The organism is Kitasatospora sp. RG8 (assembly GCF_017813315.1).
Classification (GTDB): Bacteria; Actinomycetota; Actinomycetes; order Streptomycetales; family Streptomycetaceae; genus Kitasatospora.
In genome coordinates, this window is record NZ_JAGIYX010000005.1 from 306,589 (window position 1) to 333,240 (window position 26,652).

A 26,652-nucleotide genomic window follows, 5' to 3' on the forward strand; every position below is an offset into this window, starting at 1 on the left:
CGTGGCCCTGACCCTCACCGCCGTCCCCGAACCCGCCCGGGCCTTACGCCGGGCCGGGACGGCCCTCCTGGAACGGCCCAGCCTCCTCGCCGCCGCCACCGTCCTGCTGGTCTGCGTCCCCACCGGCGAGAAGGACGTCACCGCCGCCGTCCACATCACCGCCGCCGACCTCGCCTCGCTCGCCCTGGTCGCCCTCACCGCCGCCGACCTGGTGCGCGGCCGTACCCCCGCGATCGGCCGGACCGCCGCCGTCCGCTTCGGCGCGATCGTGGTCGCCGCCGCCGTCGCCACCATCGGCTCGATCGACCCGGCCACCAGCCTCACCGGCTTCGTCCGGCTCGCCCAGGTCTTCGTCCTGGTGCCCGTCGCCGTCCTCTGCGCCCTGCGCGACCGCACCGACCAGCGCCTGGTCCTCGGCTCCTTCGTCGCGGCCGCGCTGGTCCAGGGCGTGGTCGGCGCCCACCAGTACCTCACCCGGACCGGCGCCTCCTACACCGGCCGGCCGATCCGGGCCGTTGGCACCTTCGGCGCGCTCGACATCATGGCGATGTCCACCGTCGTCAGCTACGGCCTCCTCGCCGCCCTCGCCCTCGCCCTCGGCGAACGGCACCCCGGCGGCGACCGGCGGCTGCGCCGCGCCATGTACGCGGCGGCCGCCTTCCTCGCCTTCCCGCTCGCCGTCTCCTTCAGCCGCGGCAGCTGGATCGCCACCGGGGCCGCCGCCACCGTCCTGCTGCTGCGCGCCGACGCTCGGCTCGCCGTCCGCAGCGCCGTCCTCGCCCTGGCCGCCGGCGTGGTGCTGATCGGCGGTCTCGGCCTCGGCGGCTCGGGCGTCACCGCCCGCCTCACGTCGATCGGCTCCGTGTCGGCGGCCCCCGACCAGTCCGTCTCCGACCGCTACGACCTCTGGTCCACCGCCGGACGCATCTGGCAGGACCACCCGGTCGGCGGCGCCGGGCCCAAGGCCTTCCAGCAACTGCGCGACAGCCGCGCCCCGCTGCGGCTCTCCTCCGGCAGCGACGCCGCCGACGCCACCATCGGCTTCCAGCGCGAACCGCTGCTCTCCCCGCACAACATGTACTTCCTGGTCCTCAGCGAACAGGGCCTGATCGGCATCGTCGCCTACCTCGCCCTCTTCCTCGGCCTGCTCCTCGGGTGCCTGCGCCGCGCCACCGGCCCCGGCCTGGCGGCACTGGCCCTGCTGGTCTGGGTGCTGGTCGACTTCCTCTACGCGGACATCGGCGGCACCACCACCGTGCTGACCTCCGTCGTCCTCGGCCTCGCCGCCCGTGCCGCGCGCGCCGCCGGCCCGGAGGCCGCCCGATGAGCACCGACCGGCCGGCCGCGCTCACCCCCACCCTCCCGGCCTCCCGGCCGGTACCCGCGGCCGAGACCCACGCCGCCCCCCGGCGCGGTTTCCTCGCCAAGGCCTTCGGCGTCACCGCCGTGCTCAGCGCCGCCGGCTCCGGCCTCGGCCTGCTCCGCGACCTGCTCCTGGCCCGCTACTTCGGCGCCAACCAGGGCACCGACGCCTTCCTGGTCGCCTGGACCGTGCCGGAGACCGCCGCACCGCTGCTGATCGAGGACGCCATGTCCTTCCTCATGGTGCCCGCCTTCGCCCTCGCCCTGGTGCTGCGCGAGGAGCGCCCCGACGGCCCCGACCCGGTCCGCCAACTGGTCCGCGCCACCCTGCCCTGGCTGCTGCTCGCCCTGAGCGCGCTCTCCCTCGGCACGGCACTCGGCGCCGACCGGCTGGTCGACCTGCTCGCCCCCGGCCTGGCCGACCCGGGACTCGCCGTCACCTGCACCCGGATCACCGCGTTCACCGTGCTGCCCTTCGGCGTGGCCGGCTACCTCGCCGCCGCGCTGAGGGCCCATCACTGCTTCACCGCCCCGGCGGGCATCTACGTCGCGTACAACCTCGGCATCCTCGGCGTGCTGCTCGGCTGCCACGCGCTCTGGGGCGTGCGCTCCGCCGCGATCGGCGTCGCGCTCGGCAGCCTGCTGATGGCCGGCCTGCTGGTCGCCCCGTTCCTGCGCCGGCTGCGCTCCGGCCGTCCCGCCACGGGCCGCCGCTCGCCCCACGCGCTGGTGCTGATCCCGTTCGCCCTGCTGCCGGTGGCCGCGTTCACCCTGACCCGGCAGGCCCAGGTCTTCATCGAGCGCTTCCTCGGCTCCGGGCTGCCGCCCGGCACCATCTCGCACCTCAACTACGCCGCCAAGGTCTCCCAGCTCGCCATGACCGCGGCCATCCTGATCTGCACCGTCACCTTCCCGCTGGTCGCCCGGGCGCTCGCCGCCGGGGACCTCACCGCCGCCCGGGACCGGGTCGAGAAGGACCTCGGACAGGCCGCCGCCGTCGTCCTGCTCGGCACCGCCTTCCTGCTCGCCTGCGCGCCCTCGGTGGTCGCGCTGCTCTTCGAGCGCGGCGCCTTCGGCCCGCAGGACACCGCCGCCACCGCCGCCGTCATCCGGGTCTACAGCTTCGGCCTGCCCGCCCAGGCGCTGATCGGCGTGATGATCCGCCCGTACTTCTCGCTCCGTCCCGTGGTCCGCCGGGCCGGCGACCCGGGCAGCGACGACGGCGGCCGCCGGCTGCTCGACTGGTACCCGGCCGGCGCCATGGTGCTCGGCCTGGTCGTCACCGTCACCGTCGGGCTGCTCACCACCCCCCGCCTCGGCGCCCTCGGCCTGGCCGCCGGCAACGCGGCCGGCATCACCGCCGCCGCCGCGCTGCTGCTGCGCGGCCTGGTCCTGCGCGGCATCGCGCTGCGCCTGCGGCTGGTCCTCGGCGGCCACGCCCGGCTGCTGGCCGCCGCCGTCGGCGCGGCGGCCCTCGGAACCCCCGTGGCGGCGCTCGCCGCCGGCCCCCTGCTCTCGACGCTGCTCGGGGGCCTCACCGTGGCGCTGGCCTTCGCCGCCCTCGGCACCGGCCTCGGTGCCCGCGAGGTGCGCGGACCGGTCCTCGCCGCCGTCCGGGCCCTGTGCCCGCCACCTGTTGCCGATGAAGGGAAGCTTCCCCATGGACGTTGAACGGGGTTCCGTCCGTTCGGCCCTGTCGGGCGTTCGCCGCGCAGCCGTGCCGACGGCGGGCGGCCCACGCGCCGAAGCGCCGCGCACCGGCGTCCGCCGTCCCCAGGCACAGCTGCCCGGAAGCCGCCGCCCCGCCGCCGCCCCGCCCGGCCCACAGGGCCCCTCGCCGTGGATCCTGATGTACCACTCGGTGGCCGTCGAGGAGGAGGACCCGTACCAGCTGACCGTCAGCCCCGAGCGGTTCGCCGAGCAGATCGCCTGGCTCCACCGGCGCGGCCGCCGCGGCGTCTCGGTCCGCGAGCTGATGCGCGCCCGGGCCGCCGGCCAGGACGACCGGCTGGTCGGCCTCACCTTCGACGACGGCTACGCCGACTTCGCCCGGTACGCCGTACCGATTCTCCAGGCGTACGGCTTCACCGCCACCGCCTACGTGGTCGCCGACCTGCTCGGCCGGGCCAACGACTGGGACGTCGAGGGCCCCCGCAAGAAGCTGCTCACCGTCCAGGAGGTCACCGAACTCGCCTCCGCCGGATGGGAGATCGGTTCGCACGGCCTCGGCCACCAGTCGCTCCCCGGCCTGCCCGCCGCCGCCCTCGCCACCCAGACCCGGGAGAGCCGCCGGGCCCTGGAGGAGGTCGTCGGCGGTCCGGTCACCGGCTTCTGCTACCCGTACGGCGCGGTGGACCTGCCCGCCGCCCAGGCCGTCCGCGACGCCGGCTACGACTACGCCTGCGCCATCGCCCACTCGCCGCTGACCGGCCGCTACGCGCTGCCCCGCTGCTACGTCGGCGACCGCGACGGTGCCTGGCGGCTGCGCGCCAAGCGCGGCCGGCACCGGTTCCGCGACACCGTCACCGAGCTGCGGCGCAGCAGGGGGGCCGGGCGGTGAGGGTGCTGCACATCGTCACCGGCCTCGCCTCCGGCGGCGCCGAGCGCCAGTTGCAGCTGCTGCTGCGGCACCTGCCGGCGCACCAGCACTGCGAGGTGGTCGCGCTGACCAACCCCGGCACGGTCGCCGCCGCGCTGCGGGCCGAGGGCGTCACCGTCCACCACCTCGCCATGCGCGGCAACCGGGACGTCGGCGCACTGCCCCGGCTGGTCCGGCTGATCCGGGCCGGCCGCTACGACGTGGTGCACACCCACCTCTACCGGGCCGGCCTCTACGGGCGCCTCGCCGCCCGCCTCGCCGGGGTCCGGGCGGTGGTGGCCACCGAGCACTCGCTGCACGCCGGGGTGATCGAGGGCCGGCCGGTCACCCGGGGCGTCAAGGGCCTCTACCTGGCCGCCGAACGCCTCGGCACCACCACCGTGGCGGTCTCCCGGCAGGTCGCCCAGGCCCTGCACGCGTGGGGCGTCCCGCAGGCCCGGGTCGAGCTCATCCCCAACGGCATCGACTCCGCCCGCTACCACCGGCCGGACGCCGACCGGGCCGTCGTCCGGGCGCGGTTGCGCGCCGAGCTCGGCCTCCCGCCGGGCGCCTGGGTGGTGGGCGGGGTCGGCCGCCTGGTGCCGGGCAAACGCTTCCACGTCCTGCTGGAGGCGCTCGCCGAGCTGGACGGCGCGGCCCGCCTCGTCCTGGTCGGCGAGGGCCCCGAGCGCGCCGCCCTGGAACGGCGGGCCGCCGAACTCGGCGTCCGGGACCGCCTGGTCCTCACCGGCGAGCGCGACGACGTGCCCGAACTCCTCACCGCCCTGGACGTGCTGGCCGCCCCCTCGACCGCGGAGACCTTCGGCCTCGGCGTCCTGGAGGGTCTCGCCGCGGGCCTTCCCGTCCGTCACAGCGCCTGTCCGGCACTGGACGAACTCCCGCCCACCGCCGCCCCGCAGGCCCGCCGGATCCCTTCCGACGCCGCCGCCTACGCCGCCGCGCTGGGCGAGCTGCGCCACCTCAACGACCACAGCAACGACCCGCTGCCCCGGCCCCCGGCCGTCGGCCACTACGACATCGCCCGGGTGGCCGCCGACCTCGGCGCCCTCTACGACCGCCTGGCCCCCGCTTGAGCCGCCGGCCGCCCCCGGAACACCCCTCGCCGGCCGTTCGGCCCCCGTACCCAAGGAGCACCCCATGTCCGAACCGCGCCGAAGCGCCCGCAGCCTGGCCCGCCGCTGGTGGCCGCTGCTCCTCGCGGTGCCGCTGGGCGCCGCCGGCGGCGCCGGGTACGCCGCGGTGGCCCACCCCTCGTACGCCGCCAACTCCTACGTGATCGTGGTGCCGCAGAACCCGGGGGAGAACGCCACCGCGGTCAACTTCGCCCAGGCGTACGGCCGGCTGGCCGGCCAGCCCCAGGTGCTCGCGGTGGCCGCCGCCGAGACCGGTCACAGCCGGACCAGGCTGGAGTCCCTGGTGCACGGGACCACCTCGCCGGACGCCCCGATGATCGAGATCACCGGCACCGGCGGGCGGCCGCAGGAGGCCGTCGAGGCCGCCGACGCGGTGGCCCGCTCGCTGGTCGCCTTCGCCAACGCCAGCAGCAAGGAGACCGGTGTCAGGCTGGTCCCGCTGGCCCCCGCCGCCGAGCCGGACCGGCCGACCACCCCCTCCGCCCAGCTGGACGTCGCCGTCGGCGGCGCGGCCGGCCTGCTGATCGGCGCGCTGGTGATGACGACCCGCCGCCGCGGTGGCACCGGGTCCGGGCCGGTCGCCGGGCCCCTGCCGACCACCTTGCGCCCGCGCGGCGAGGAGCCCCCGGCCCGGGACGACGCCCCGGCGGAGCGGGCGGCGAAGCCGGAGGAGCCCGGGGCCCCCGAGCGGCCCGCGAGGGGCGAGAAGTCGGAGAAGTCGGAGAGGTCCGGGAAGGGCGAGAAGGCCGCCGCCGGGAGCGGGCGGTGAGCACCAAGGCCGCCCGGGGGACCGGTCTGCCCGCCCGGTCCGCCGCACCGCGCTGGACCACCGAGCTGCGCGGGGAGGACGACGCCCTCGACACCCTCGCCGAGGAGTGGGACGACCTGGCCCGCCGCTGCCGGACGGCCACCTTCTTCCAGGCCGCCGCCTGGCAGCGGTCCTGGTGGCGCCAGTACGGCCGCCCGGGCGGGTTGGTGGTGCTGCTGGTCCGCCGGGAGGGCCGGTTGGTCGGCGCCGGGGCGTTCCGGCGGCGCGGCGGTCCGCTCGGCGGCCTGACCGGCCTCGGCGGCGGCCTGATCGACTTCACCGACGTCCTGCTCGACGACGACTGCGCCGACCGGGCCGCCGCCGAGTTCGCCGCCGCCCTCCCGCTGACCCGCCCCTGGCACAGCCTGGAGCTGCGCGAGGTGCACCCCGAGGCGGCCGTGCAGCGGGTGTTCGAGCACTGGCGGGGCAGCCGGAGCCGGTTCGCCGACTCGCTCTGCCAGTACCTGCCCGGTGTGCCGATGGACCAGCTGCTCACCCGGCTGAAGGGCAAGACCGCCCAGCGCAACCGGGTGAAGCTGCGCAAGATCGCCGAAGTCGGGGTCGAGGTCCGCTCGACGCCGCCGGAGGAGGTGCCGGAGGCGGTGGAGGGCCTGCTGCGGCTGCACTTCCTGCAGTGGCAGGAGCGCGGCGTCACCCCGGAGCACCGCACCGGGCGGTTCGCCCGCCACCTCGCCGAGTCCACCACCGGCCTGGTCGCCGGCGGCCGCGCCGCGGTCCACCGTTTCTGGCTGGACGGCGAGCTGGTCGCGGTGAACCTGCTGATGCTGTGCCCGTCCTTCAGCGGCCTCTACCTGTACGGCGCGCACCCGAAGCTGCGCGAGCGGCTGGACATCGCCGGGCTGCTGTTCAACGCGGCGCTGGAGGAGACGGTCTCGGCCGGAGTCCCGGTGATAGGCCTGCTGCGCGGCCAGGAGCCGTACAAGCAGCGCTGGCGGCCGGACCAGCTGCCGAACCAGCGGCTGCTGTTCGGCCCGCGCGGCCCGGCCCCGGCCGCCGCCGTCCGGGCCGGCCTGGTGCGGGCCCGGCAGGTCGTGGTGCACGTGCTCGACACCCGCCTGCCGAGGCTCAAGGAAGCGCTCCTGGCCCGCCGCCGGAGCTGACCGGGGGAGCGGGGTGTTCCAGCGGCAGGGCGGACCCGTGGGCGGCCCGCCGTCCGTCCTCAGCGCCGGGCGGGTACGCCGCCCGGCGCCGGTGCCGGCGAGGCCGTGGTCGGGGTCCCCGACGGGGCGACCGCCGGGGAGCCGGACGGGGCACCCGTCGTGGCGGCCGGCGTCGGGCTCGCGGAGGCGCCCGGTGCGGCGGTGGCCTGAGCGGACGACGGCGGGGCGGACGGCGACGGGGCGGACGGCGACGGAGCGGCAGACGGGGCGGCCGGGAGGGAAGGCGACGGAACAGCTGACGGGGCGGGCGCCGGGGTGGCCGGCGGCGGGGTGGCCGGCGTCCCCTTGGAGCCGGCCATCAGCTGCTTGAACCGGGCGCTGGAACGCGGGTTCCTGTCGCACTGCCAGAACCCGTGCGGGCAGTAGTCGGTAACGGTCTGGTAGCTGGTGTCGTGGGTCCGCATCCACTCCACCATCCGCTGCACGAACTCCGGGTTGTCCCCGTTCCGGAACAGCCCCCACTCCGGGTACGAGACCGGCTTGCCGCGCTTGGCCGCGAACTCCACCTGGTCCTGGAGGCCGTACGGCTCGCGCACGTAGTCGTCGAAGGTGGCGCCGGCCGGCTGGTCGTAGCTGTCCATGCCGATGATGTCGACCACGTCGTCCCCGGGGTAGCACCTGGTCCACGGGATGGCGTCGGCCCCCCGGTTCGGCGTGAAGTCGAAGCGGAACCGCTGCCCGGGCACCGAGCGCATCACCGAGACGATCCGCCGCCAGTACGTCTTCCAGGCGGCCGGGTCGGGCTTGCAGCGGTGGGTGTAGGTGACGCCGTTCATCTCCCAGCCGAGGGTGAGCACGGTGTCCGCCCCGCCGAGCGCGACCAGCCGGCGGGCCAGCTTGAGGAAGTACCGGTCGAAGTCCCCGTGGGCGCCCTGGGCCAGTAGCCTCGCCACCTCGGCGTCCGGGACGCCGGCCTCGTTCGGGACCAGCATCGGCACGCCGAGGACGAGCATCCGGGACGGGTCGGCCAGCCGCCACTGCGACCACATGCCGAGCACCACCGGGTCGCCCTCGATGTCGGCCCAGCTGTTTCCGGCCAGATAGGTGTGGCCGACCTGCATGTTGGCGTTGTTCAGCCACTGCGCGTACCGGCCGAGCTGGGGGATGTAGTTGTCCCAGGAGCCGACGAAGGCGCCGAACGGCGGCTCGTGCTGCGGCCGCTGGACGACCGGTCTGGGGGCCGCGCCGCGCGGCTGTACGGCGTCGGAGGAGAGGCTGTGCCGTTCGGTCTGGCTGAGCGGCGTCCCGGCGGGGACGCTCGCGGTGGTCAGCAGCAGCAGGGCGGCGGCGGCCAGCGTCAGGCGGCCGTATCGCATGGTGTCTCCTCCGGGCGTCTCCGGTGTCGCGGAACCGGGGCCGGAAGGACGGACCGTGGTGCCCCGATTGCAGACAGTAGGCCCATCGGGCGTCGGAAAAGCCGAATGTCACCCTAAAGTGGGCGATATTCGAACGTTGTCCGCGGCAACGTGGCGTGTATCACCTCTGTAACAGTCCGGAAGGCCGTGGGAGTCCTACCCCGGCGGGCCGCGCGGGGCGGCGGCGGGCCCGACGGCGCAGGTCGGCGGGTGGGTCCGGGCGAGGGGCGTGATCCGGCCATCCCGCGTTCCGTCCGTCGGACGCCCGGCGAAGTCCGGCTGACTCGTGCGGGTGCTGAAAGGTACGCTCCGCCCGTGTCCTGGAAGCCGCTGCGTGTCCTCACCCCCCGATCGATCCTCCCTGCCCTGGCGGTGCTGCTGGTCCTTGTGGCGGGCGCGGCCGCGCACGCCAACAAGCCGGTGCCGTTCGGGGACCGGGTGGCCGAGCCGGGCGGAGCGGACGCCAGCCCGGTCGACGCGCAGTCGCTGAGCGCGGCCGATCTGGAGCTGAAGGTGGGCCCCGGCCTGGAGGCGTACAACCGCGCCACCGGCGACCACGCCTGGTCCTACCGCCGTGAGGGCGCCACCGCGCTCTACCTGTCGATGGCGGGGGAGAACGCCGTGGTGGTCTGGGACGACGGCCTGGTCACGTCGGTGCGCCCCGGCGACCACGAGGTGCGCTGGCACCGCGCGGTGCCCGGCCTGGCGGACTGGCTGCGCGGCGACGGCGAGCCGGGCGCGGACAAGCGCACCGAGGAGCAGCGCAAGCAGCTGGCGACGGAGCGCGCCGCCGCGGCCCTGCACACCGTCCAGCAGACCGCCCCCTGGGTGGCGGTGGTCACACCGAACCTGACGATGGGTTTCCGCGACGCCGACGGTGACCTGCGCTACAACTCCAAGCCGGCCGGCAACTGCGTCTACGACCCGATGCGCACGGTCGGCACCGACTACGCGGTGCTCGTCCCGCGCAGCTGCACCAACAGCACCGGCCAGCCGGTCTCCGGCGGCATCAGCGGCTACCGGCTGGACAGCACCGGCTGGCAGCTCAGCGCCGGCCCGGCCGTCTCGCTGAAGGCCCTGGACGGCCGCCGGGTGCTGATCTCGGACGGCCCGATCGTCGGCCCCAAGGTGTTCGACACCAAGGCCGCCGCCCCCGAGTCGGCGTGCGGCAGCCCGTCCGAGCCGTTCGCCGCCGTCCGCCCGCAGGGCACCTGCGCGGCCGCGGAGGCCACCGGGCAGCCGTAGCCGCGGGTGCCCGTCACGGCCCGGCCCCCCTGCGCGGCGGCCGGGCCGGTATTCCTCCGGGCCCCCTCGCGGGGCCCGGTAGACTTGCCGTCATGGCTGTTCTCTCCGGGCACTAAGCAGGCGAGCGGCGCCGCCCCGAGCGGTCTGCCGGTCCACCGACGACGCCCCCTTCCGCCGCCCAGGCCCTGTGCCCCGCCCAGGTGCCCGCCCACGTCCCAGGAGTAGTCCCCAGCCATGATTTCCGCCAACGCCCTTGAGCTGCGCGCCGGTGCCCGGATCCTGATCGAGTCCGCGAGCTTCAAGGTCGCCCCCGGCGACCGGATCGGCCTGGTCGGGCGCAACGGCGCCGGGAAGACCACCCTCACCAAGGTGCTGGCCGGCGAGGGCCTGCCGGCCGCGGGCACGGTCACCCGGTCCGGTGAGGTCGGCTACCTCCCGCAGGACCCGCGCACCGGCGACCTCGACGTCCTCGCCAAGGACCGCATCCTCTCCGCCCGCGGCCTCGACACCGTGCTGAAGAAGATGCGCGAGAACGAGGACCGGATGGCGAACGGCAAGGGCGCCACCCAGGAGAACGCGATGAAGAAGTACGCGCGCCTGGAGACGGAGTTCCTCACCAAGGGCGGGTACGCCGCCGAGGCCGAGGCCGCCACCATCGCCGCCGCGCTGGGCCTGCCGGACCGCATCCTGGGCCAGCAGCTGCACACCCTCTCCGGTGGTCAGCGCCGCCGCGTGGAGCTGGCCCGGATCCTCTTCTCCGACTCCGACGTGCTGCTCCTCGACGAGCCCACCAACCACCTCGACGCCGACTCGATCGCCTGGCTGCGGGACTTCCTGAAGACGTACAAGGGCGGCTTCATCGTCATCTCGCACGACGTCGACCTGGTCGAGACGGTCGTCAACAAGGTCTTCTACCTGGACGCCAACCGCTCCGCGATCGACGTCTACAACATGGGCTGGAAGCAGTACCAGCAGCAGCGCGAGGACGACGAGAAGCGCCGCAAGCGCGAGCGGGCCAACGCCGAGAAGAAGGCCGCGACGCTGAACGCGCAGGCCGACAAGATGCGCGCCAAGGCGACCAAGACGGTCGCCGCGCAGAACATGGCCCGCCGCGCCGAGAAGCTGCTCTCCGGTCTGGAGCAGGTCCGGCTGAGCGACAAGGTCGCCAAGCTGCGCTTCCCCGACCCGGCCCCCTGCGGCAAGACCCCGCTGACCGCCGCCGACCTCTCCAAGTCCTACGGCTCGCTGGAGATCTTCGCCGGTGTCGACCTGGCCATCGACCGCGGTTCGCGGGTCGTCGTGCTGGGTCTCAACGGCGCGGGCAAGACCACCCTGCTGCGGATGCTGGCCGGGGTGGAGGAGCCGGACACCGGCGAGGTGATCCCGGGCCACGGCCTGAAGATCGGCTACTACGCCCAGGAGCACGAGACCCTGGACCCGGAGCGCACGGTGCTGGAGAACATGCGCTCCTCGGCCCCCGACACCGACCTGGTGCAGATCCGCAAGATCCTCGGCTCGTTCCTCTTCTCGGGCGACGACGTCGACAAGCCGGCCGGGGTGCTCTCCGGCGGTGAGAAGACCCGGCTCGCGCTGGCCTCGCTGGTGGTCTCCAGCGCCAACGTGCTGCTGCTCGACGAGCCCACCAACAACCTCGACCCGGCCAGCCGCGAGGAGATCCTCGGCGCGCTGCGCGAGTTCACCGGCGCGGTCGTGCTGGTCACCCACGACGAGGGCGCGGTCGACGCGCTCCAGCCGGAGCGGATCATCCTGCTGCCGGACGGCGTGGAGGACCTCTGGAGCCCGGCCTACGCCGATCTGGTCTCCCTCGCCTGACCTGAGGTAGACATCGGGTCCACTCTTTGGACCAGAAAAACCAGTACTTACGGCGTGTCCGGGAATGAAGAGGTCCCGGATTCCGTTTGAGGAGCTTCCGTCGGCCCGCCACTCGATCGTGGTCGGGCCGACGCTGCTGATCAGCCCTTTCGCGCCGGATGGCGCAATCGCCCCGGGGGCGTGCACTCTGCGTGAGCGCCCTTGTGCGCTCTGATCACCACCGGCGGACCACGCATTCCCGACATCGACCTTGTCGAATGGGTGGCCAGGACGCTGTGGATGGGTGATCATGGGAATCTGACCGAGCAACGCTACGAGGAGGCACGGGTGGCCGAGACTCTGAAAAAGGGCAGCCGGGTGACCGGTGCCGCGCGTGAGAAGCTCGCGGCCGATCTCAAGAAGAAGTACGACTCCGGGGCGAGCATTCGCGCTCTCGCGGAGGAGACCGGTCGTTCGTACGGCTTCGTGCACCGGATGCTGAGCGAGTCCGGAGTGATCCTCCGGGGCCGCGGTGGTGCCACGCGGGGCAAGAACAAAGCTACTGCTGGAGCCAGCTCCTGACGGTCCGTCAGTCCATCGGCGGATGACTCGGCGGCAGGGCGCCGACCGGGGAGACGACAGTTGGTCGTCCGCCCCCGGCCCGTGCGAACCGGCCGCCGATCGTCATGTCCGCCCGCGCCGCAGGCCGGCGCCCCCCTTCCCTTCGTGATGTCGTGCGCCGCCGCCCTGCCGCTGCGCGCGCAGGTTTGTTACTCTCCGGTAGCCAAGTCCCCCGCCACCGGAGGTCCCCGCATGACCGCCCCCGTCACCGAACCGCAGGCTCCGAGCTGGGAGCAGGACGGCGTCCGCCTGGAGATCGACGGCGAGCTCGCCGTCGTCACCCTCTGTCAGCCCAAGCGGCGCAACGCCCAGTCCCCCGCGATGTGGCGCGCCCTGACCGAGGCCGGCCGCCGGCTGCCCGGCAGCGTCCGGGTGGTGCTGCTGCGCGCCGAGGGCGTCTCCTTCTCGGCCGGCCTGGACCGCGCGATGTTCACCGCCGAGGGCATCCCCGGCGAGCGCACCTTCCTCCAGCTGGCCGCCGCCGAGGACAAGGACCTCGACGACACCATCGCCTCCTACCAGGAGGCCTTCGCCTGGTGGCGCCGCCCCGACCTGGTCTCCATCGCCGCCGTCCAGGGCCACGCCGTCGGTGCCGGCTTCCAGCTCGCCCTCGGCTGCGACCTGCGGGTCGTCGCCGAGGACGTCCAGTTCTCCATGAAGGAGACCTCGCTCGGCCTCGTCCCCGACCTGGCCGGCACCAAGCCGCTCACCGATCTGGTCGGCTACGCCCGGGCGCTGGAGATCTGCGCCACCGGCCGCTGGGTCGGCGCCGAGGAGGCCGCCGCCACCGGCCTGGCCAACCTGGCCGTCCCCGCCGAGGAGCTCGACGGCGCCGCCCGTGACCTCGCCGCCGCACTGCTGGCCGCGCCGCGCAGCGCCGTCATCGAGACCAAGGCCCTGCTCCAGGGGGCGGGCGACCGCTCCTACGACGAGCAGCGGTCGGCCGAGCGGGTGGCCCAGGCCCGCCGGCTGCGCGACCTGGCGGGCATCGGCGACTGATCGCCGGCCACTGCCGGAAGGCCCGGCCCGCGGGGGCGCTCCCGCGAGCCGGGCCTTCGGCGTTCCCGCCCCGCGAGGCGGCTCTCCGGGGGCGGGAATCGTGGCGAAATGCCAGAGTTGGACCGATTTGCGATATAGCTGGAGCCGTACGACGGGAGAAGCGCCCATGCCTGACACTCCGACGCCCGCCACCCTGCACAAGAACCCCTCGACCGCCCCTGCTGCCGCCACGCCCTCCAGCAGCGACAGCAGCAAGCCACTCGGTGAGCGCGGCCGCACCGCGCTGGCCGTCGGCGTGGTCGAGAAGATCGCCGGCATGGCCGCCCGTGAGGTCTCTGGCATCCACGCCCTCGGCTCGGGCCTCTCCCGGACCTTCGGGGCGATGCGCGACCGGGTGCCCGGCGGCAAGTCCAGCATCGGGCGCGGCATCAAGGCCGAGGTCGGGGAGAAGCAGACCGCCATCGACATCGCCCTGGTCGTCGAGTACGGCGTGGTCATCCCCGAGCTGGCCCGCCAGGTGCGGGAGAACATCATCGACGCCGTCGAGCGGATGACCGGCCTGGAAGTGGTCGAGGTCAACATCGCGGTCAACGACGTCCACCTCCCCGACGAGCCTGACGTCGAGGAGGAGGAAGAGGAGACCCCCTCCTCCGGCCAGCGGCCGAAGCTGAGGTAGCGGCCCGCGTCGAGGTGACGGGGTCGGGGCAGCCCGCGCGGCGGGGAAGCAGCGGAAGACGAGGTGGAGCGGATGAACCTGGCCCTCATCGGCATGGTGGTGGGTATGGCCCTCGGCTTCGCCGGCTATTTCGGCGGGTTCGCGGCGTTCCTGCTGGTGGCCGCGCTGGGCGTGGTCGGCTTCGTGGCCGGAAGGCTGCTGGAGGGCGACATCGAACTCGGCGAACTCGGCGACCTGCTGCGCGGCCGCGACCGGCACCGCTGATGGCGGCCCTCACCCCGTCCCCCTCCGGCGTCCGCCGGCGCGAGCCCGGTGCCCGCGGCCGGTTGCGGATCGCCGACCGGGTCTACGCCCGGATCGCCGCCCGGGCCGCCCGCGACGCACTCGCCGACGCCTGGCGCGGCCGGGCCGAGCGGGGAGGTCCGCCGAAGGTGTCCGTCTCCACGCCCGGCTCCACCGTCCTCGTCCACGTCGCCGTCGACCTGCCCTTCCCCGCCGACTTCGCCGCGCTCGCCCGCGCCGTCCGCGACCGCATCACCGCCGAGGTCCGCGGGCTGACCGGGACGCGCGTCAGCGAGGTGGTGGTGGTCGTCGAGAAGCTGGTGCCGAGGGGAGCGGGATGACCGAGCGGCCGCCGGAAGCCCCGCCGGAAGCCCCGCCGGAAGCACCGCCGGTGGAGCCGACGGCCGAACCGCCCCAGCCCGGGGCGGTGAACGTGCCCCGGCTGCGGGCCCCGCGCACGTTCGCCGCGGTGGGGGTCGCCACCGTGGTGCTGGTGGTCGGCGTGGCCCTGCTCTACGACGTGATCGCCGTGCGCACCGGCCACTCCGCCCGCCGCTGGCGCGCCGAGATCGCCGACGAACTGGCCACCCGTCACCTGGACGACCCCTGGGTCCTGCTCGGTGCCGGGGTCGCCGCCCTGCTCGGGGCCTGGCTGCTCTGGCTCGCGTTCGCCCCCGGGCTGCGCCGCTGGCTGTCGCTGCGCCCGCACGGCGACACCGCGGCCGCCATCGACCGGGCCGGTGTGGGCACCCTGCTGCTCGACCGGGCTGCCGGGCTGCCGGGCGTCGAGCACCTCACCCTGCGGATCAACCGCCGCCGGGTGAAGGTCCTCCTCCGGGGGCCGGCCGACCCGGCCAGCCTGCAGCGGCAGCTGCGGGAGGAGCTGGCACGGGTCACCCTGGCCCGGCCGCTCCGGCTCGACGTTCAGACCCGGCGCGGCCGCGCGCGTCGTGGCGGTTCGGACGCGGATGTGGATGCGGATACGGGTGCGGTGGCCGACACCGCGGTCGGGGCCGGTGCAGAGGCGGGTGCGGGAACGGGAGCGGCGGCGGACGGGGGGACGGGTGGGCCGGCGGGCGTGGGGTCCGCTGCGGGGACGGGGTCGGCGGTCGGTGCGGGGTCCGGCACGGGGTCCGGCACGGGAACGGGAGCGCAGGCGGGTACGGCAGCGGGCGCGGAGGACGGCGCACAGGACGGCGCGGCGGACGGCACGCAGAACGGCGGGCAGGACGGCACGCAGAACGGCACGCGGGACGCCGGAGCGTCCGGGGCGGGAGGGGCGGGATGAGCCGGACCACGGTCAACCGTGTGCTGCTCGGGGTGGCCGGGCTGGGGCTGTTCGTCGTCGGGGTGCTGGTCCTGGCGGGCGGCCTCGACCTTTACGGGCGGCTGGGCGTGGACCCGCCGGGCTGGTGGCCGCTCACCTCGCCGGACCAGCCGGTGGTCAGCGTCGGGTCGCGGACCCACTGGTCCGACCAGAGCTGGTGGTGGCCCGCCGTGATCGGGGGGCTGGTCGTCGTGGTGGCCGGAGCGGCCTGGTGGCTCTTCGCGCAGTTGCGGCGCAGCGGCCCGGCGACCGTCGGCGTGCCCACACCCGGTGCGTCCGGGCTGCGGCTGCGGCTGCGCAGCCGGGCGCTGGAGGAGGTGCTGGAGACCGGCGCGGTCGCGCTCCCGGAGGTCGACCGGGCCGACGTCCACCTGGTCCGGGGCCCGCGGCACCCGCGGTTGCGCGCCGCCGTGCGGCTGACGCCCGGGGGCGATCCGGCGGCGCTGGTCGAGCACTTCGAGACCGGCCCGCGCACCGACGCCCGGACCAGCCTCGGCCTCGCCGAGCTGCCCGCCGACCTGCGCGTACGGGTGGTGGCGGCGAAGCCGGCCGCCCCGGGGCGCGGTGGCCGGCGCAAGCACCCGCGGGTGCGGTAGCCCGGCGGGGCCGGTCGGTCAGAGGGTGCGCAGGGCGCCGCCGTCGACCGGCACCATCACACCGGTCAGGTAGGAGGCGGCGGGGGAGAGCAGGAAGGCGGCGACCTTGCCGAACTCCTCCGGGGTGCCGTAGCGGCCGAGCGGGATGGCGGCGCTGTGCTGGGCGCGGGCCGCATCGGCGTCGCCGCCGAGGGCGTCCAGTTCGCGCACCCGGTCGGTGTCGATCCGGGCCGGGAGCAGCCCGACCACCCGGATGCCGCGCGGCCCCAGCTCGTCGGCGAGCGACTTGGCGGCCATCGCGAGGCCGGGCCGCAGGCCGTTCGAGACGCCGAGGCCGGGGATCGGCTGGCGGACCGAGCCGGAGAGCACGAAGCCGATCACGCCGCCCTCGCCGAGCGCGGCGGCCGCGGCGCGGGCGATGCGCAGGGCGCCCAGGAAGACCGACTCGAAGGCGTCGCGCCAGGCCTCCTCGGGGACGGTCGTCACCGGGCCGGCCTGCGGGCCGCCGACGCTGATCAGCACGCCGTCCAGCCGGCCGAAGCGCTCGACGGCCGCCGTGAGCAGGCGGTCGGCGGCCCCGGGGTCGGAGTTGTCGGCCACCAGGCCGTGCGCGGCGCCGGGGCCGCCGAGGGCGTCGAGTTCGGTGACGGCGGCGCCCACGGACGCCTCGCTGCGGCCGCTGACCAGCACCCGGGCCCCGTCGGCGGCCAGCTCCCGGGCGGCCGCGAAGCCGAGGCCCCGGGTGGCGCCGGTGACCACGTACACCTTGTCCTTCAGTCCAAGATCCATGGCCCCATCCTGCCGGGTGGGGGGAGCCGGGGCACCGGCCGGGGCCGGAGTGGCGGCGGCGGTCGCCTCATGGCCGGATCGGTGTCCCGGGTGGCCGAAAGTTGACGGCGAAACGAAGTTAGGGAAACCTACCCTTGCTTGTCCGCCCTGTACCTCCCCCGATCGCGGAGCACCGTCATGTCCAAGCGTCACCCCACCGTCCGGGCCCAGGGGGGAGCCGCGGCCGTCCCGGCCCACGGGGGAGCCGGGGCCGTCCCGGACGACGTCCAGCGCAGACTTCGGGTTGGCGCCGCGGCCGCGGCCGTCTGCCTGCTCTGGGCCGCCAGCGCCTGGACCGCCGGGCACCTGCACGCCGACCCGGCGCTGCACACGGTCGCACTTTTCCTGCACCTGGTGGCACTGGTGGTGGGCCTGGGCGCGGTGCTGGCCATCGACTACTACGGGCTGCTCTGGCTGCTCGGCCGCCGCACGCTGCGCCAGGTGGTGGACTTCACCACGCCGCTGCACGTCCCGGTCTGGGGCGGGCTGGCCGGGCTGGTGCTCAGCGGAGTGATGCTGGAGCCGGACCTCTCCTCCGGACTGACCCAGGTGAAGCTGGGGCTCGTCCTGCTGATCGCGCTCAACGGGGTGTACGCGAGCACGCTGCACCGTCGGCTGACCGCCTACGGCGACCGCCGCCCGCCCGCCCCGCTGCTGACCAGGGGCGCCGCTTCGGCCCTGGTCTCGCAGGCCGGCTGGTGGGGTGCGGTGCTGATCGGCTTCTACAACACCCGGCACTAGAAGCCCGGGCGGTCCGGCTGGCCTTGACGTCGGCGTCAAGGTCTACCGTCGTTCCCGGCGGCCTTCGGAGCGCGGCCGGAAGGGCGGGTGCGGTGATGCGGATCGGCGAGCTGGCGCAGCGGGCGGGGACGACCACCCGGGCGCTGCGGTACTACGAGCAGCTCGGGCTGCTGCCCGCCCGGCGGGCCGGCAACGGCTACCGCGCGTACGGCGAGGACGACCTGCGGCTGCTCCGGCAGATCCGCACCCTCCAGGACTTCGGGTTCGGGCTGGAGGAGACCCGTCCGTTCGTGGAGTGCCTCCAGGCGGGCCACCCGGAAGGGGACTCCTGCCCGGCCTCGCTGGAGGTCTACCGGCGCAAGCTGGCCGAGCTGGACGCGTGCATCGGCCGGTTGCAGGAGGTCCGTACGCAGGTGGCCGAGCAGTTCGCCCGGGCCGAGCAGGCCCGGGACGAACTGGCGGCGGAGGCCGCCGGACAGGTGCCGCAGTGCGAGTTGGCGATCGAGCGGGAGGAGCGGTAGATGGTGCGGATCACGGGTGTGCCGGCGGTCACGGACGAGACGTTCGCGGCGGAGGTGCTGGCGGCGCAGGGGCCGGTGCTGGTGGACTTCACGGCGGACTGGTGCCCGCCGTGCCGCCAGATGGTGCCGGTGCTGGCGGACATCGCGCGGGAGGAGGCCCACCGGCTGACGGTGGTCAGCCTGGACGTGGACCGGAACCCGCAGACGCAGGCCGCGTACGGCGTGCTGTCGATGCCGACGCTGATGGTGTTCCGGGGCGGCGAGCCGGTGAAGGCCGTGGTCGGAGCCCGCGCCAAGGCCCGGCTGCTGCGCGAGCTGGAGGACGTGCTGTAACGCGCCTGCGACGGCGGGCGCACCGCCGTGGGCGTACCGCGGCGGGCGTACCGCGGCGCGCGTCCAGCGGCCGGCGGCTACGCCGGTACGGCCTCCAGCGCCACCTCGGCCTCGGCGGCCTCCTTGCGGCGGTCCTTGGCCTCCCGGCGGACCATCACCCAGACCCCGACCGGGATCATCGCGGTGAACAGCCACCACTGGATCGCGTACGCCATGTGCGGACCGATGTCCGAGTGGTTGGGCTCGGGCAGCAGCTCGGGCTGGTCGGCCGGGGCCGGGGCCGTGGCGGTGAGCTCCAGGTAGCCGCCGAGCAGGGTGGCGCCGGTCTCCTTGGCCTGCTGCACGGTGCTGATCAGGGTGTACTGCCGGTCCGGCAGGCCGGCCCGGTCCTTGATGCTGCCGGTGGCGGCCTCGTCGGGGCGCAGCCGGCCGGTCAGGGTGACCTCGCCGGACGGTGCGGCCGGGACCGGCGGGTAGGCGGCGGCGGACTCGCCGGACGGCACCCAGCCGCGGTTGACCAGGACGGTGCCCTTGCCGTCGGCGAGCACCAGCGGGGTGACGACGAAGTAGCCGATCTTGTCGCCGCTGGAGTCGGTCCGCTTGCGGACCACGAACTCGTGCGCCGGGTCGTACTGCCCGGCGGCCGTCACGGCGCGCCAGGTCAGGTCCTTGGGGACGGCGAATCCGGGCGTGGCCGACAGGCTGTCGTACGGCACGGACGGGTCGGTGAGGGCCCGGGCGATCAGCTGGTTGCGGTCCACCCGCGCCTCGTGGCGGTGCAGCTGCCAGAACCCCAGCCGGATGGTGGCGGGGATCAGCAGCACGGCGATCAGCAGGGTGATCAGCCAGCGCCGGGAGAGGAGAAAACGGTACACACGGGCACGGTACGCCCACCTCACAACCGGATCACGCACCGGGGTGCGGGGCGACCTCGCGCAGCAGTTGGAGGAAGGCGTCCTCGCCGACCACCGGGGTGCCGACCTCGCGGGCCTTGCGGGCCTTGCCGCTCCAGCTGCCGGGCTCGTTGGTGACCAGCAGGCTGGTGAGCCGGCTCACGGAGGTGGCGATGTGCAGGCCGGCCTCGACGGCGCGGTCCTCCAGCAGCTCGCGGTCGGTCGCGGTGTCGCCGGTGAACGCCACCCGCATGCCCTGCACCAGCGGCTTGCCGTCCTCCCAGCGCCCGGGGTTCGGGTACGGGCACGGCGGGCGCTTCTTCGCCTGCCGGTAGGACGAGCCCGTCCACGAGCTGCGGGCGGCGGAGACGGGCTCGTCGTCGCCGAGGTCGGTGACGGCGACGCAGTTCTGCAGCGGCAGCGGGACGCCCCCGCTGCGGGCCAGGTGCAGGCTGGGGCGGAACGCCTCGGCCAGCACCCGGGCGTCGTCGAGGGCGTTGTGCGCCTGGCGCTGCTGGACGCCGAAGTACGCGGCGAGCGAGGACAGCTTGCCGTTGGGCAGCGGCAGGCGCAGGTCGCGGGAGAGCACCATGGTGCAGAGCCGCTGGTCGACCGGGGCGTTCCGGCCGGCCCGGGAGAACTCGCGGGAGATCATGTTCCAGTCGAAGAGCGCGTTGTGGGCGACCAGGACCCGGCCGCGCAGCCGCTCGGCGAACTCGTCGGCGATCTCGGGGAAGGTCGGCGCACCTGCCAGCAGTTCGTCGGTGAGGCCGTGGATCCAGACCGGGCCGGGGTCGCGCTCGGGGTTGACGAGCGTGTACCAGTGGTCGGTCACCTCGCCCTCGGTGTCCAGCTGGTAGACGCCCGCCGAGATGACGCGGTCCGAGCGGCCGAGGCCGGTGGTCTCGACGTCCACCACCGCGAAGCCCTCGGCGGGGGCGGCGGAGCGCTGGGCGGGGACGGGGAGGGTCCACGGCTCGCCGGACGTCTCGGGCTGGATCGCATGCATGGTCAAACAGAATAAGGGCCGCGGCGGCGGGGGCCGGTCGAAATGTGGTGAAGGCCGCTCGGAGTGAGCGGTCCGGCGGGCCGGAATAGAGTGGGCAGCGTATTCGTCGTACACCCAGTCGAATATTCCCGGGCCGCTCAACACCCCCCGCGCGGCCGATTTTCCGAAGGACGAACCCCCATGCGCGCCACCGTGATCCACGGCCCCCACGACATCCGGATCGAGTCCGTACCGGACCCGGTGATCCAGCACCCGACCGACGCCGTGGTCCGTGTGGTCAACGCCTGCATCTGCGGCAGCGACCTCTGGGCGTACCGGGGCGTCGCCGCCCGGGTGGCCGGGCAGCGGATCGGGCACGAGTTCCTCGGCGTGGTCGAGGAGACCGGTTCCGAGGTGACCGGATTCAAGCGGGGCGACCTGGTGGTGGCCCCGTTCGTCTGGTCGGACGGCAACTGTGACTTCTGCCGCGAGGGCCTGCAGACCTCCTGCCCGCACGGCGGCTTCTGGGGCCAGGTCGGCTCGGACGGCGGCCAGGGCGAGGCGGTGCGCGTCCCGTTCGCCGACGGCACGCTGGTGGCCCTGCCCAAGGACGCGGCGGGCGACGAGAAGCTGCTGCCCAGCCTGCTCGCCCTCTCCGACGTGATGGCCACCGGGCACCACGCCGCCGTCTCGGCGGGCGTGCGGCCGGGCGCGACCGTGGCAGTGGTCGGCGACGGTGCGGTGGGCCTGTGCGGCGTGCTGGCGGCGCACCGGCTCGGCGCGGGCCGGATCATCGCGCTCGGCCGGCACACCGCCCGTACGGACCTGGCCCGGCGGTTCGGGGCGACGGACGTGGTCGCCGAGCGCGGCGAGGCCGCGGTCGAGGCGGTCAAGGAGCTGACCGGCGGCCAGGGCGCGCACGCCGTGCTGGAGGCGGTCGGCACCGAGGAGTCGATGCGTACGGCCGTCTCGATCGCCCGCGACGGCGGCGCGGTCGGCTACGTCGGGGTGCCGCACGGTGGCAGCGCGGGCGTCGACATCGGTCAGATGTTCGGCCGGAACGTTTCGCTCAACGGCGGTGTCGCCCCGGCCCGCGCCTACATCCCCGAGCTCCTGCCGGACGTCCTCTCCGGCGCCATCGAGCCCGGCCTGGTCTTCGACCGCACCATCGGCCTGGACGAAGTCCCAGACGGCTACCGCGCGATGGACGACCGCTCCGCCCTGAAGGTGCGGATCGCCTTCTGACCGGTCCGCCGATCGCACGACGCCGGCCTGTGCCCCCCCGGGGGGCACAGGCCGGCGTCGTGCGATCGACATGACGACCAGTCGGACGGCGATCGGGTGTGCCCTTGTGAACGTCCGGATCGCGAGGATCACTTGAGCTGCCGGACGCGACCACCGCGCGCCGGCCGTACGGATGGGGGTCGCTCGTACGCCTCGGGGCCCGGGGGGATGGTCTGATTTCAGCCAATTGGATAGTTCGAGGGGGTGAACGGCTGGCTGATCGCGGTCAACCCCTTTCGGGGCGGGCACGACGCTCCTAGCATTGCGCGGCGCGCACCCGGATTGTGACGCCCCTCACGTTCGATCGTTCCCCTTGTGCGACCGTACGCCGAAGGAGTGAGGAGAGACAGAGTGGATTCGCCGCCGATCACCACTGCCCCTACGGAAGTCGAACTCATCGAAGACAGCGAGGAGTTCCGAACACTGCGGAGCTCGTTCCGGAGCTACGCGTTCCCCGTCACCATCGGCTTCGTCCTCTGGTACCTGCTCTACGTCCTGCTCTCCTGCTACGCGCCCGGCCTGATGGGCACCAAGGTGGCCGGGCACGTCAACGTCGCCCTGGTCCTCGGGCTCCTGCAGTTCGTCACCACCTTCGCCATCGCGGCCTGGTACGCGCGCTACGCGGACCGGCGGCTCGACCCGGCCGCCGCCGCGATCCGCGAGGCACGCGGCGCCGTGGTCCACGCCCCCCGGGAGGCCGCCGAATGATGACGCTCGCCAGTACTGCCACCGAGCACCGCCCGCTCACGCTGACCCTGTTCGGGTTCTTCGTGCTGGCAACCCTGGCCATCACCGTCTGGGCGGGGCGGCAGACCAAGGACGCCGCGGACTTCTACGCCGGCGGCCGCAGCTTCACCGGCTTCCAGAACGGTCTGGCCATCTCCGGCGACTACATGTCCGCCGCCTCCTTCCTCGGCATCGCCGGCGCCATCGCGCTCTCCGGCTACGACGGCTTCCTCTACTCGATCGGCTTCCTGGTCGCCTGGCTGGTCGCGCTTCTGCTGGTCGCCGAACCGCTGCGCAACTCCGGCCGCTACACCATGGCGGACGTGCTCGCGTTCCGGATGCGCCAGCGCCCGGTGCGCACCGCCGCCGGCATCTCCACCATCGTGGTGTCGATCTTCTACCTGCTCGCCCAGATGGTCGGTGCCGGGACGCTGGTGGCCCTGCTGCTCGGCGTCAGCGGGGACCGGGCCAAGCAGGCGACCATCGTGGCGGTCGGCGCGCTGATGGTGGTCTACGTGGTGATCGGCGGGATGAAGGGCACCACCTGGGTGCAGATCATCAAGGCCGTGCTGCTGATCGCCGGCACCGCGCTGATGACCGTCCTGGTGCTGGCCAAGTACCACTTCAACCCCTCCGAGCTGCTCGGCGCCGCCGCCAGCGCCAGCGGCAAGGGGGCGGCGTTCCTGGAGCCGGGGCTCAAGTACGGCGCGAACGGCACCAGCAAACTCGACTTCATCAGCCTCGGGATCGCTCTCGTCCTCGGCACCGCCGGGCTCCCGCACATCCTGGTCCGCTTCTACACCGTGCCCACCGCCAGGGCGGCCCGGAAGTCCGTGCTCTGGGCGATCGGCATCATCGGCGGCTTCTACCTGATGACCCTCGCGCTCGGCTTCGGCGCGGCGGCGCTGGTCGGGCCCAAGGCGATCAAGGCGGCGAACGCGGCCGGCAACACCGCGGCCCCGCAGCTGGCCGAGGAGCTCGGCGGCGGCGCGGGCACCACCGGCGGCGCGATCCTGCTGGCGGTGATCTCCGCGGTCGCCTTCGCCACCATCCTGGCCGTGGTGGCCGGCCTCACCCTCGCTTCCTCGGCATCCTTCGCCCATGACCTGTACGCCAACGTGATCCGGCGTGGCAAGGCCACCGAGCGGGAGGAGGTGCTCTCGGCGAAGTGGGCCGCCGTCGCGATCGGCGCGGTCGCCATCGTGCTCAGTCTCTTCGCGGGGAAGCTCAACACCGCCGCCCTGGTCGCGCTGGCCTTCGCCGTCGCCGCCTCGGCCAACCTGCCGACGCTGCTGTACTCGCTGTTCTGGAAGCGGTTCAACACGACGGGTGCGGTCAGCTCGGTCTACGCCGGCCTGATCACCTCGGTGACGCTGGTGCTGTTCTCGCCGGTCGTCTCCGGCGGCAAGAACTCGCTCTTCCCGCACTCCGACTTCCACTGGTTCCCGCTGGAGAACCCCGGCCTGGTCTCCATCCCGGTCGGATTCCTGGCGGGCTGGATCGGGACCCTGCTCTCCGGGGAGAAGGCCGACCCGGCGAAGTACGCTGAACTTGAGGTCCGCTCGCTGACCGGACTGGGCGCCCACTGACACGGGGGCGGTGACTAAGCTGGCCCGGCCCGCCGGTTGCGGCGGCCGGGCCGGCCGCGTTCCCGGGGCCGGCCGCACAATCCGGGAAGGACCGCCGTGCTCCTCGACACGTTCGGCCGGCAGGCCGTCGACCTGCGGGTCTCCCTCACGGACAGGTGCAACCTGCGCTGCACCTACTGCATGCCGGAGGAAGGCCTGCAGTGGCTGGCCAAGCCGGACCTGCTCACCGACGAGGAGATCGTCCGGCTGGTGACGGTCGCCGTCCGTGACCTCGGGGTACGGGAGGTCCGGTTCACCGGCGGCGAGCCGCTGCTGCGGCCCGGACTGGTCGGCATAGTGGACGCCTGCGCGGCGCTCGAACCGCGCCCCGAGCTCTCCCTCACCACCAACGGGATCGGCCTCGCCCGGACGGCCGCGGCACTGAAGGCCGCCGGCCTGGACCGGGTCAACGTCTCGCTCGACACCCTCGACCCGGACACCTTCCACACGCTCACCCGCCGCCACCGCCACCAGGACGTCCTGGACGGGCTGGCCGCCGCCGAGGCCGCCGGGCTGACGCCGGTCAAGCTCAACGCCGTGCTGATGCGCGGGGTCAACGACCACGAGGCGCCCGGACTGCTCGCCTGGTGCCTGGAGCGCGGCTACGAGCTGCGGTTCATCGAGCAGATGCCGCTGGACGCCCAGCACGGCTGGGACCGCTCCGCGATGGTCACCGCCGAGGAGATCCTGGACCGGCTCGCCGGCCGTTTCACGCTCACCCCCGAGCCCTCCGCCCGCCGCGGCGCGGCGCCGGCCGAACGCTGGCTGGTCGACGGCGGCCCGGGCCGGGTGGGCGTGATCGCCTCCGTCACCCGGCCGTTCTGCCGGGCCTGCGACCGGACCAGGCTGACCGCCGACGGGCAGGTGCGCAACTGCCTCTTCGCGACGGGGGAGACCGACCTCCGGACGGCGCTGCGCTCGGGCGGCACCGACGCCGAGATCGGCGAGCTGTGGCGTGCGGCGATGTGGGGCAAGAAGGCGGGGGCCGGGATCGACGCCCCGGAGTTCCTCCAGCCCGACCGCCCGATGTCGGCCATCGGCGGCTGAGCGACGGCCCGGCAGCTGAGCGACGGCCCGGCGACGGCCGAGCGGCGTACCGGACAGAGGTGGCGGCCTGCCGGACCGGGGTGGCCCCCGGGGGAGCTAGGCGCCGTCCTCGGGGGTCCAGTCGGCGAAGGCGACGACCTCCTTGAGGAAGCCGCGCACACCGAGGAACTGCGACAGGTGCTCGCGGTGCTCCTCGCAGGCCGCCCAGGTCTTGCGGCGGTCCGGGGCGTGCAGCTTGGGGTTGTTCCAGACCAGGACCCAGCGGGCGTCCGCCCGGCAGCCCTTGGCGGAGCAGACCGGGGTCTGCGTCTGCGTCTGCGGGGAGTCCGGCGAATCCATCAGGTCGTCCTCGGGTGCTGGCGGGTGGGTCTGCACCGCCAGTCTTTCACGCGACCGCTCACGTGCCCGGAGGCGGGCCTCCTGCCGTCCGGGGGAGGGCATGGCGACGCCGGGCAGCCACGGGGGGAGCCGCCCGGCGTCGGTCCGTCGCTCCGACGGGGGATGCGGAGCGCGTACGCAGTATGTCACGGCAGGACACCCGGATGGGGAGGTCTTGCATGATTAATCTGAGCTTCTTTTGAGCTTTCTACCCGAGGGGTTGGTGAAAACCCTCATAAAACGGACAGTCAGCTCGGATTCTGTGGAGAATTGGTGGGTACACCCTTTGCCACATCCGTACCTTGCGACGCACCAGCCCCACCGGAACCACCGGGGCCGAGCATCAGCGGCACGTCCGGCGGCACGTCGAAGGTGCTCGGCAGACCCGGCGCCCGCTCCCTGCCCGCATTGGCTATCAGCACCGCGAAGTACGGCAGCAGCACGGCGCCCACCAGCGCCACGAGCGCCAGCCACCGCTGGACGTCCCAGAGGATCACCCCCAGCAGCACGCAGGCCGTGCGCAGCAGCATCGAGGCCACGTAGCGGCGCTGCCGCCCGCGGACGTCCTCGGTGAGGCTGCTGCGCGCCCCCGTGATCCGGTGGACCTCTCCACCGCCGGCGCTCTTGCCCATGTCCTTACCGCCCTCGTCCACGCGACCGCGCGTCTCGCCGCGCGGCCTCCTCACGGTACGCCGCGAGGGGGCCGGCGACGAGACCGGGTCCGGGGGACACGCGCCCGTCAGGGCTGAGAGAGGTACTCCGGCGGCACCGCGTCGGTCAGCCAGACGCCGTTGGCGCTGATCCGGAACTCGTGGCCGGCCGCCGCCATCGCCGCGGCGTCGACCGACAGCACCACCGGGCGGCCGTGCCGGGCGCCGACCCGGGTCGCCGTGTCGGTGTCGGCCGAGAGGTGGACGTCCTGCCGGGCCATCGCCCGCAGGCCCTCACGGAATATCGACGGCAGGTTCCGGGAGGCGGTGCCGTGGAACAGCACCGCCGGGGGCTCGGCGGCGGCCAGACCGAGGTCGACCGCCACCGTGTGCCCCTGGCTGGCCCGGATCGAGAGCCCGTCGTCGGAGTAGGCGAACCGGCGCTTGTTGTTGGTCGCCACCACGTGGTCCAGCTCGGCCCTGGACAGCCGCTTTCCCTTGGCCGCCAGCGCGGCCAGTAGGACGTCCACCCGGACCCAGCCGGCCGCGTCCAGGGTGACCCCGATCCGCTCGGGCTCGTGCCGCAGGATGCGCGCCAGCATCTTGCTGGTCCTGACCGTGACCTTCTCGTCCACTCCG

The 26,652-nt window shown here is 74.2% G+C and carries 29 protein-coding genes; 22 read left to right on the top strand and 7 right to left on the bottom strand.

Going from position 1 to position 26,652, the window contains the following annotated elements:
• The first annotated feature begins 1 nt into the window (after position 1).
• The 6 genes from J5Y04_RS11240 to J5Y04_RS43500 all read left to right on the top strand — a co-directional run bounded on the left by J5Y04_RS11240 (position 2) and on the right by J5Y04_RS43500 (position 7,023).
• Entirely contained in the window at positions 2–1,327 is a 1,326-nt protein-coding gene (locus J5Y04_RS11240) for an O-antigen ligase (protein WP_209411802.1), read from the top strand.
• Positions 1,324–3,033: a lipid II flippase MurJ gene (locus J5Y04_RS11245; RefSeq protein ID WP_209411803.1), complete on the top strand. Its 1,710-nt coding sequence runs from the start codon at positions 1,324–1,326 to the stop codon at positions 3,031–3,033. Before J5Y04_RS11240 ends, J5Y04_RS11245 begins: the two co-directional genes overlap by 4 nt.
• The gene (locus tag J5Y04_RS11250) at positions 3,023–3,922 is read left to right on the top strand and encodes a polysaccharide deacetylase family protein (RefSeq protein WP_245204593.1); all 900 of its coding nucleotides are present in this window, start codon (positions 3,023–3,025) and stop codon (positions 3,920–3,922) included. Before J5Y04_RS11245 ends, J5Y04_RS11250 begins: the two co-directional genes overlap by 11 nt.
• Positions 3,919–5,034 carry a glycosyltransferase gene (locus J5Y04_RS11255; protein WP_209411804.1) on the top strand — a complete coding sequence of 372 codons (1,116 nt, stop codon included), beginning with the start codon at positions 3,919–3,921 and terminating at the stop codon, positions 5,032–5,034. Before J5Y04_RS11250 ends, J5Y04_RS11255 begins: the two co-directional genes overlap by 4 nt.
• A gap of 64 nt (positions 5,035–5,098) precedes the next feature.
• A complete protein-coding gene (locus J5Y04_RS11260; RefSeq protein WP_209411805.1) occupies positions 5,099–5,863 on the top strand; it encodes a hypothetical protein in 765 nt (254 codons plus the stop codon).
• A complete protein-coding gene (locus J5Y04_RS43500; RefSeq protein ID WP_209411806.1) occupies positions 5,860–7,023 on the top strand; it encodes a GNAT family N-acetyltransferase in 1,164 nt (387 codons plus the stop codon). Before J5Y04_RS11260 ends, J5Y04_RS43500 begins: the two co-directional genes overlap by 4 nt.
• A 59-nt stretch (positions 7,024–7,082) precedes the next feature.
• Here the strand turns inward: J5Y04_RS43500 and J5Y04_RS11270 are convergent, their stop codons facing one another.
• Positions 7,083–8,399, bottom strand: coding sequence for a glycoside hydrolase family 26 protein (locus J5Y04_RS11270; RefSeq protein WP_245204594.1), 1,317 nt, complete (start codon positions 8,397–8,399; stop codon positions 7,083–7,085).
• Between the two features lie 354 nt (positions 8,400–8,753).
• Between J5Y04_RS11270 and J5Y04_RS11275 the strand changes: the two genes are divergently transcribed.
• From J5Y04_RS11275 to J5Y04_RS11315, 9 genes are all read left to right on the top strand, one after another.
• Positions 8,754–9,683, top strand: a complete 930-nt coding sequence (locus tag J5Y04_RS11275) for a hypothetical protein (protein WP_209411807.1) — start codon at positions 8,754–8,756, stop codon at positions 9,681–9,683.
• Between the two features lie 234 nt (positions 9,684–9,917).
• The gene (locus J5Y04_RS11280) at positions 9,918–11,516 is read left to right on the top strand and encodes an ABC-F family ATP-binding cassette domain-containing protein (RefSeq protein WP_209411808.1); all 1,599 of its coding nucleotides are present in this window, start codon (positions 9,918–9,920) and stop codon (positions 11,514–11,516) included.
• A 327-nt stretch (positions 11,517–11,843) separates the two neighbouring features.
• Positions 11,844–12,077 (top strand): helix-turn-helix domain-containing protein, encoded by a 234-nt coding sequence (locus J5Y04_RS11285; RefSeq protein WP_049658450.1) that lies wholly within the window; start codon positions 11,844–11,846, stop codon positions 12,075–12,077.
• Positions 12,078–12,308: 231 nt separating this feature from the next.
• Positions 12,309–13,115, top strand: a complete 807-nt coding sequence (locus J5Y04_RS11290; protein WP_209411809.1) for an enoyl-CoA hydratase/isomerase family protein — start codon at positions 12,309–12,311, stop codon at positions 13,113–13,115.
• A 166-nt stretch (positions 13,116–13,281) separates the two neighbouring features.
• On the top strand, positions 13,282–13,791 hold the full coding sequence (locus tag J5Y04_RS11295) for an Asp23/Gls24 family envelope stress response protein (RefSeq protein ID WP_209411810.1): 510 nt from the start codon (positions 13,282–13,284) through the stop codon (positions 13,789–13,791).
• Positions 13,792–13,863: 72 nt separating this feature from the next.
• Complete coding sequence (locus J5Y04_RS11300) at positions 13,864–14,055, top strand: hypothetical protein (RefSeq protein ID WP_209411811.1); 192 nt, start codon at positions 13,864–13,866, stop codon at positions 14,053–14,055.
• Complete coding sequence (locus tag J5Y04_RS11305; protein WP_209411812.1) at positions 14,055–14,414, top strand: hypothetical protein; 360 nt, start codon at positions 14,055–14,057, stop codon at positions 14,412–14,414. Before J5Y04_RS11300 ends, J5Y04_RS11305 begins: the two co-directional genes overlap by 1 nt.
• The gene (locus tag J5Y04_RS11310) at positions 14,411–15,361 is read left to right on the top strand and encodes a DUF6286 domain-containing protein (protein ID WP_209411813.1); all 951 of its coding nucleotides are present in this window, start codon (positions 14,411–14,413) and stop codon (positions 15,359–15,361) included. The genes J5Y04_RS11305 and J5Y04_RS11310 overlap by 4 nt, the downstream gene beginning before the upstream one ends.
• Complete coding sequence (locus tag J5Y04_RS11315) at positions 15,358–15,996, top strand: alkaline shock response membrane anchor protein AmaP (protein WP_209411814.1); 639 nt, start codon at positions 15,358–15,360, stop codon at positions 15,994–15,996. The genes J5Y04_RS11310 and J5Y04_RS11315 overlap by 4 nt, the downstream gene beginning before the upstream one ends.
• Positions 15,997–16,014: 18 nt before the next feature.
• On the opposite strand, the gene J5Y04_RS11320 is transcribed toward J5Y04_RS11315, so the two are convergent.
• A complete protein-coding gene (locus J5Y04_RS11320) occupies positions 16,015–16,785 on the bottom strand; it encodes an SDR family oxidoreductase (protein ID WP_209411815.1) in 771 nt (256 codons plus the stop codon).
• A 177-nt stretch (positions 16,786–16,962) separates the two neighbouring features.
• Here J5Y04_RS11320 and J5Y04_RS11325 point away from each other — a divergent pair, with 177 nt between their 5' ends.
• The 3 genes from J5Y04_RS11325 to trxA all read left to right on the top strand — a co-directional run bounded on the left by J5Y04_RS11325 (position 16,963) and on the right by trxA (position 18,419).
• Positions 16,963–17,565 carry a hypothetical protein gene (locus J5Y04_RS11325; RefSeq protein WP_209411816.1) on the top strand — a complete coding sequence of 201 codons (603 nt, stop codon included), beginning with the start codon at positions 16,963–16,965 and terminating at the stop codon, positions 17,563–17,565.
• Positions 17,566–17,660: 95 nt separating this feature from the next.
• Positions 17,661–18,086, top strand: coding sequence for a MerR family transcriptional regulator (locus J5Y04_RS11330; RefSeq protein WP_148642410.1), 426 nt, complete (start codon positions 17,661–17,663; stop codon positions 18,084–18,086).
• Positions 18,087–18,419: a thioredoxin gene (trxA, locus tag J5Y04_RS11335; RefSeq protein ID WP_245204595.1), complete on the top strand. Its 333-nt coding sequence runs from the start codon at positions 18,087–18,089 to the stop codon at positions 18,417–18,419.
• Positions 18,420–18,496: 77 nt separating this feature from the next.
• Here the strand turns inward: trxA and J5Y04_RS11340 are convergent, their stop codons facing one another.
• Together J5Y04_RS11340 and J5Y04_RS11345 are read right to left on the bottom strand one after the other, a co-directional pair.
• Positions 18,497–19,294, bottom strand: a complete 798-nt coding sequence (locus J5Y04_RS11340) for an SURF1 family protein (protein ID WP_209411817.1) — start codon at positions 19,292–19,294, stop codon at positions 18,497–18,499.
• A 31-nt stretch (positions 19,295–19,325) separates the two neighbouring features.
• Complete coding sequence (locus J5Y04_RS11345; protein WP_209411818.1) at positions 19,326–20,321, bottom strand: DEDDh family exonuclease; 996 nt, start codon at positions 20,319–20,321, stop codon at positions 19,326–19,328.
• A 180-nt stretch (positions 20,322–20,501) separates the two neighbouring features.
• On the opposite strand from J5Y04_RS11345, the gene J5Y04_RS11350 reads away from it, so the two are divergent.
• From J5Y04_RS11350 to moaA, 4 genes are all read left to right on the top strand, one after another.
• Positions 20,502–21,545: a zinc-dependent alcohol dehydrogenase family protein gene (locus J5Y04_RS11350; protein ID WP_209411819.1), complete on the top strand. Its 1,044-nt coding sequence runs from the start codon at positions 20,502–20,504 to the stop codon at positions 21,543–21,545.
• 390 nt (positions 21,546–21,935) lie between these two features.
• Positions 21,936–22,292, top strand: coding sequence for a DUF485 domain-containing protein (locus J5Y04_RS11355; RefSeq protein WP_307853058.1), 357 nt, complete (start codon positions 21,936–21,938; stop codon positions 22,290–22,292).
• Positions 22,289–23,899, top strand: a complete 1,611-nt coding sequence (locus J5Y04_RS11360; RefSeq protein WP_209411821.1) for a cation acetate symporter — start codon at positions 22,289–22,291, stop codon at positions 23,897–23,899. Before J5Y04_RS11355 ends, J5Y04_RS11360 begins: the two co-directional genes overlap by 4 nt.
• 96 nt (positions 23,900–23,995) lie before the next feature.
• Positions 23,996–24,985 carry a GTP 3',8-cyclase MoaA gene (gene moaA, locus J5Y04_RS11365; RefSeq protein ID WP_307853059.1) on the top strand — a complete coding sequence of 330 codons (990 nt, stop codon included), beginning with the start codon at positions 23,996–23,998 and terminating at the stop codon, positions 24,983–24,985.
• A 96-nt stretch (positions 24,986–25,081) separates the two neighbouring features.
• Here the strand turns inward: moaA and J5Y04_RS11370 are convergent, their stop codons facing one another.
• The 3 genes from J5Y04_RS11370 to J5Y04_RS11380 all read right to left on the bottom strand — a co-directional run bounded on the left by J5Y04_RS11370 (position 25,082) and on the right by J5Y04_RS11380 (position 26,648).
• The gene (locus J5Y04_RS11370; RefSeq protein ID WP_209411823.1) at positions 25,082–25,324 is read right to left on the bottom strand and encodes a hypothetical protein; all 243 of its coding nucleotides are present in this window, start codon (positions 25,322–25,324) and stop codon (positions 25,082–25,084) included.
• A gap of 287 nt (positions 25,325–25,611) precedes the next feature.
• Complete coding sequence (locus J5Y04_RS11375; RefSeq protein ID WP_209411824.1) at positions 25,612–25,995, bottom strand: DUF3099 domain-containing protein; 384 nt, start codon at positions 25,993–25,995, stop codon at positions 25,612–25,614.
• Positions 25,996–26,102: 107 nt separating this feature from the next.
• Positions 26,103–26,648: an RNA 2'-phosphotransferase gene (locus J5Y04_RS11380; protein WP_209411825.1), complete on the bottom strand. Its 546-nt coding sequence runs from the start codon at positions 26,646–26,648 to the stop codon at positions 26,103–26,105.
• Positions 26,649–26,652 lie beyond the last annotated feature (4 nt).

Excerpts from the sequence above, each read along its gene's own strand:
- J5Y04_RS11370 (WP_209411823.1), bottom strand. The coding sequence starts at position 25,324 with ATGGATTCGCCGGACTCCCCGCAGACGCAGACGCAGACCCCGGTCTGC.
- J5Y04_RS11325 (WP_209411816.1), top strand. The coding sequence starts at position 16,963 with ATGTCCAAGCGTCACCCCACCGTCCGGGCCCAGGGGGGAGCCGCGGCC.
- J5Y04_RS11260 (WP_209411805.1), top strand. The coding sequence starts at position 5,099 with ATGTCCGAACCGCGCCGAAGCGCCCGCAGCCTGGCCCGCCGCTGGTGG.
- J5Y04_RS11330 (WP_148642410.1), top strand. The coding sequence starts at position 17,661 with ATGCGGATCGGCGAGCTGGCGCAGCGGGCGGGGACGACCACCCGGGCG.
- J5Y04_RS11270 (WP_245204594.1), bottom strand. The coding sequence starts at position 8,399 with ATGCGATACGGCCGCCTGACGCTGGCCGCCGCCGCCCTGCTGCTGCTG.
- J5Y04_RS11305 (WP_209411812.1), top strand. The coding sequence starts at position 14,055 with ATGGCGGCCCTCACCCCGTCCCCCTCCGGCGTCCGCCGGCGCGAGCCC.
- J5Y04_RS11300 (WP_209411811.1), top strand. The coding sequence starts at position 13,864 with ATGAACCTGGCCCTCATCGGCATGGTGGTGGGTATGGCCCTCGGCTTC.
- J5Y04_RS11320 (WP_209411815.1), bottom strand. The coding sequence starts at position 16,785 with ATGGATCTTGGACTGAAGGACAAGGTGTACGTGGTCACCGGCGCCACC.
- J5Y04_RS11345 (WP_209411818.1), bottom strand. The coding sequence starts at position 20,321 with ATGCATGCGATCCAGCCCGAGACGTCCGGCGAGCCGTGGACCCTCCCC.
- trxA (WP_245204595.1), top strand. The coding sequence starts at position 18,087 with ATGGTGCGGATCACGGGTGTGCCGGCGGTCACGGACGAGACGTTCGCG.
- J5Y04_RS11360 (WP_209411821.1), top strand. The coding sequence starts at position 22,289 with ATGATGACGCTCGCCAGTACTGCCACCGAGCACCGCCCGCTCACGCTG.
- J5Y04_RS11350 (WP_209411819.1), top strand. The coding sequence starts at position 20,502 with ATGCGCGCCACCGTGATCCACGGCCCCCACGACATCCGGATCGAGTCC.
- J5Y04_RS11280 (WP_209411808.1), top strand. The coding sequence starts at position 9,918 with ATGATTTCCGCCAACGCCCTTGAGCTGCGCGCCGGTGCCCGGATCCTG.
- J5Y04_RS11290 (WP_209411809.1), top strand. The coding sequence starts at position 12,309 with ATGACCGCCCCCGTCACCGAACCGCAGGCTCCGAGCTGGGAGCAGGAC.
- J5Y04_RS11310 (WP_209411813.1), top strand. The coding sequence starts at position 14,411 with ATGACCGAGCGGCCGCCGGAAGCCCCGCCGGAAGCCCCGCCGGAAGCA.
- J5Y04_RS11245 (WP_209411803.1), top strand. The coding sequence starts at position 1,324 with ATGAGCACCGACCGGCCGGCCGCGCTCACCCCCACCCTCCCGGCCTCC.
- J5Y04_RS11250 (WP_245204593.1), top strand. The coding sequence starts at position 3,023 with ATGGACGTTGAACGGGGTTCCGTCCGTTCGGCCCTGTCGGGCGTTCGC.
- J5Y04_RS11295 (WP_209411810.1), top strand. The coding sequence starts at position 13,282 with ATGCCTGACACTCCGACGCCCGCCACCCTGCACAAGAACCCCTCGACC.
- J5Y04_RS11315 (WP_209411814.1), top strand. The coding sequence starts at position 15,358 with ATGAGCCGGACCACGGTCAACCGTGTGCTGCTCGGGGTGGCCGGGCTG.
- J5Y04_RS11375 (WP_209411824.1), bottom strand. The coding sequence starts at position 25,995 with ATGGGCAAGAGCGCCGGCGGTGGAGAGGTCCACCGGATCACGGGGGCG.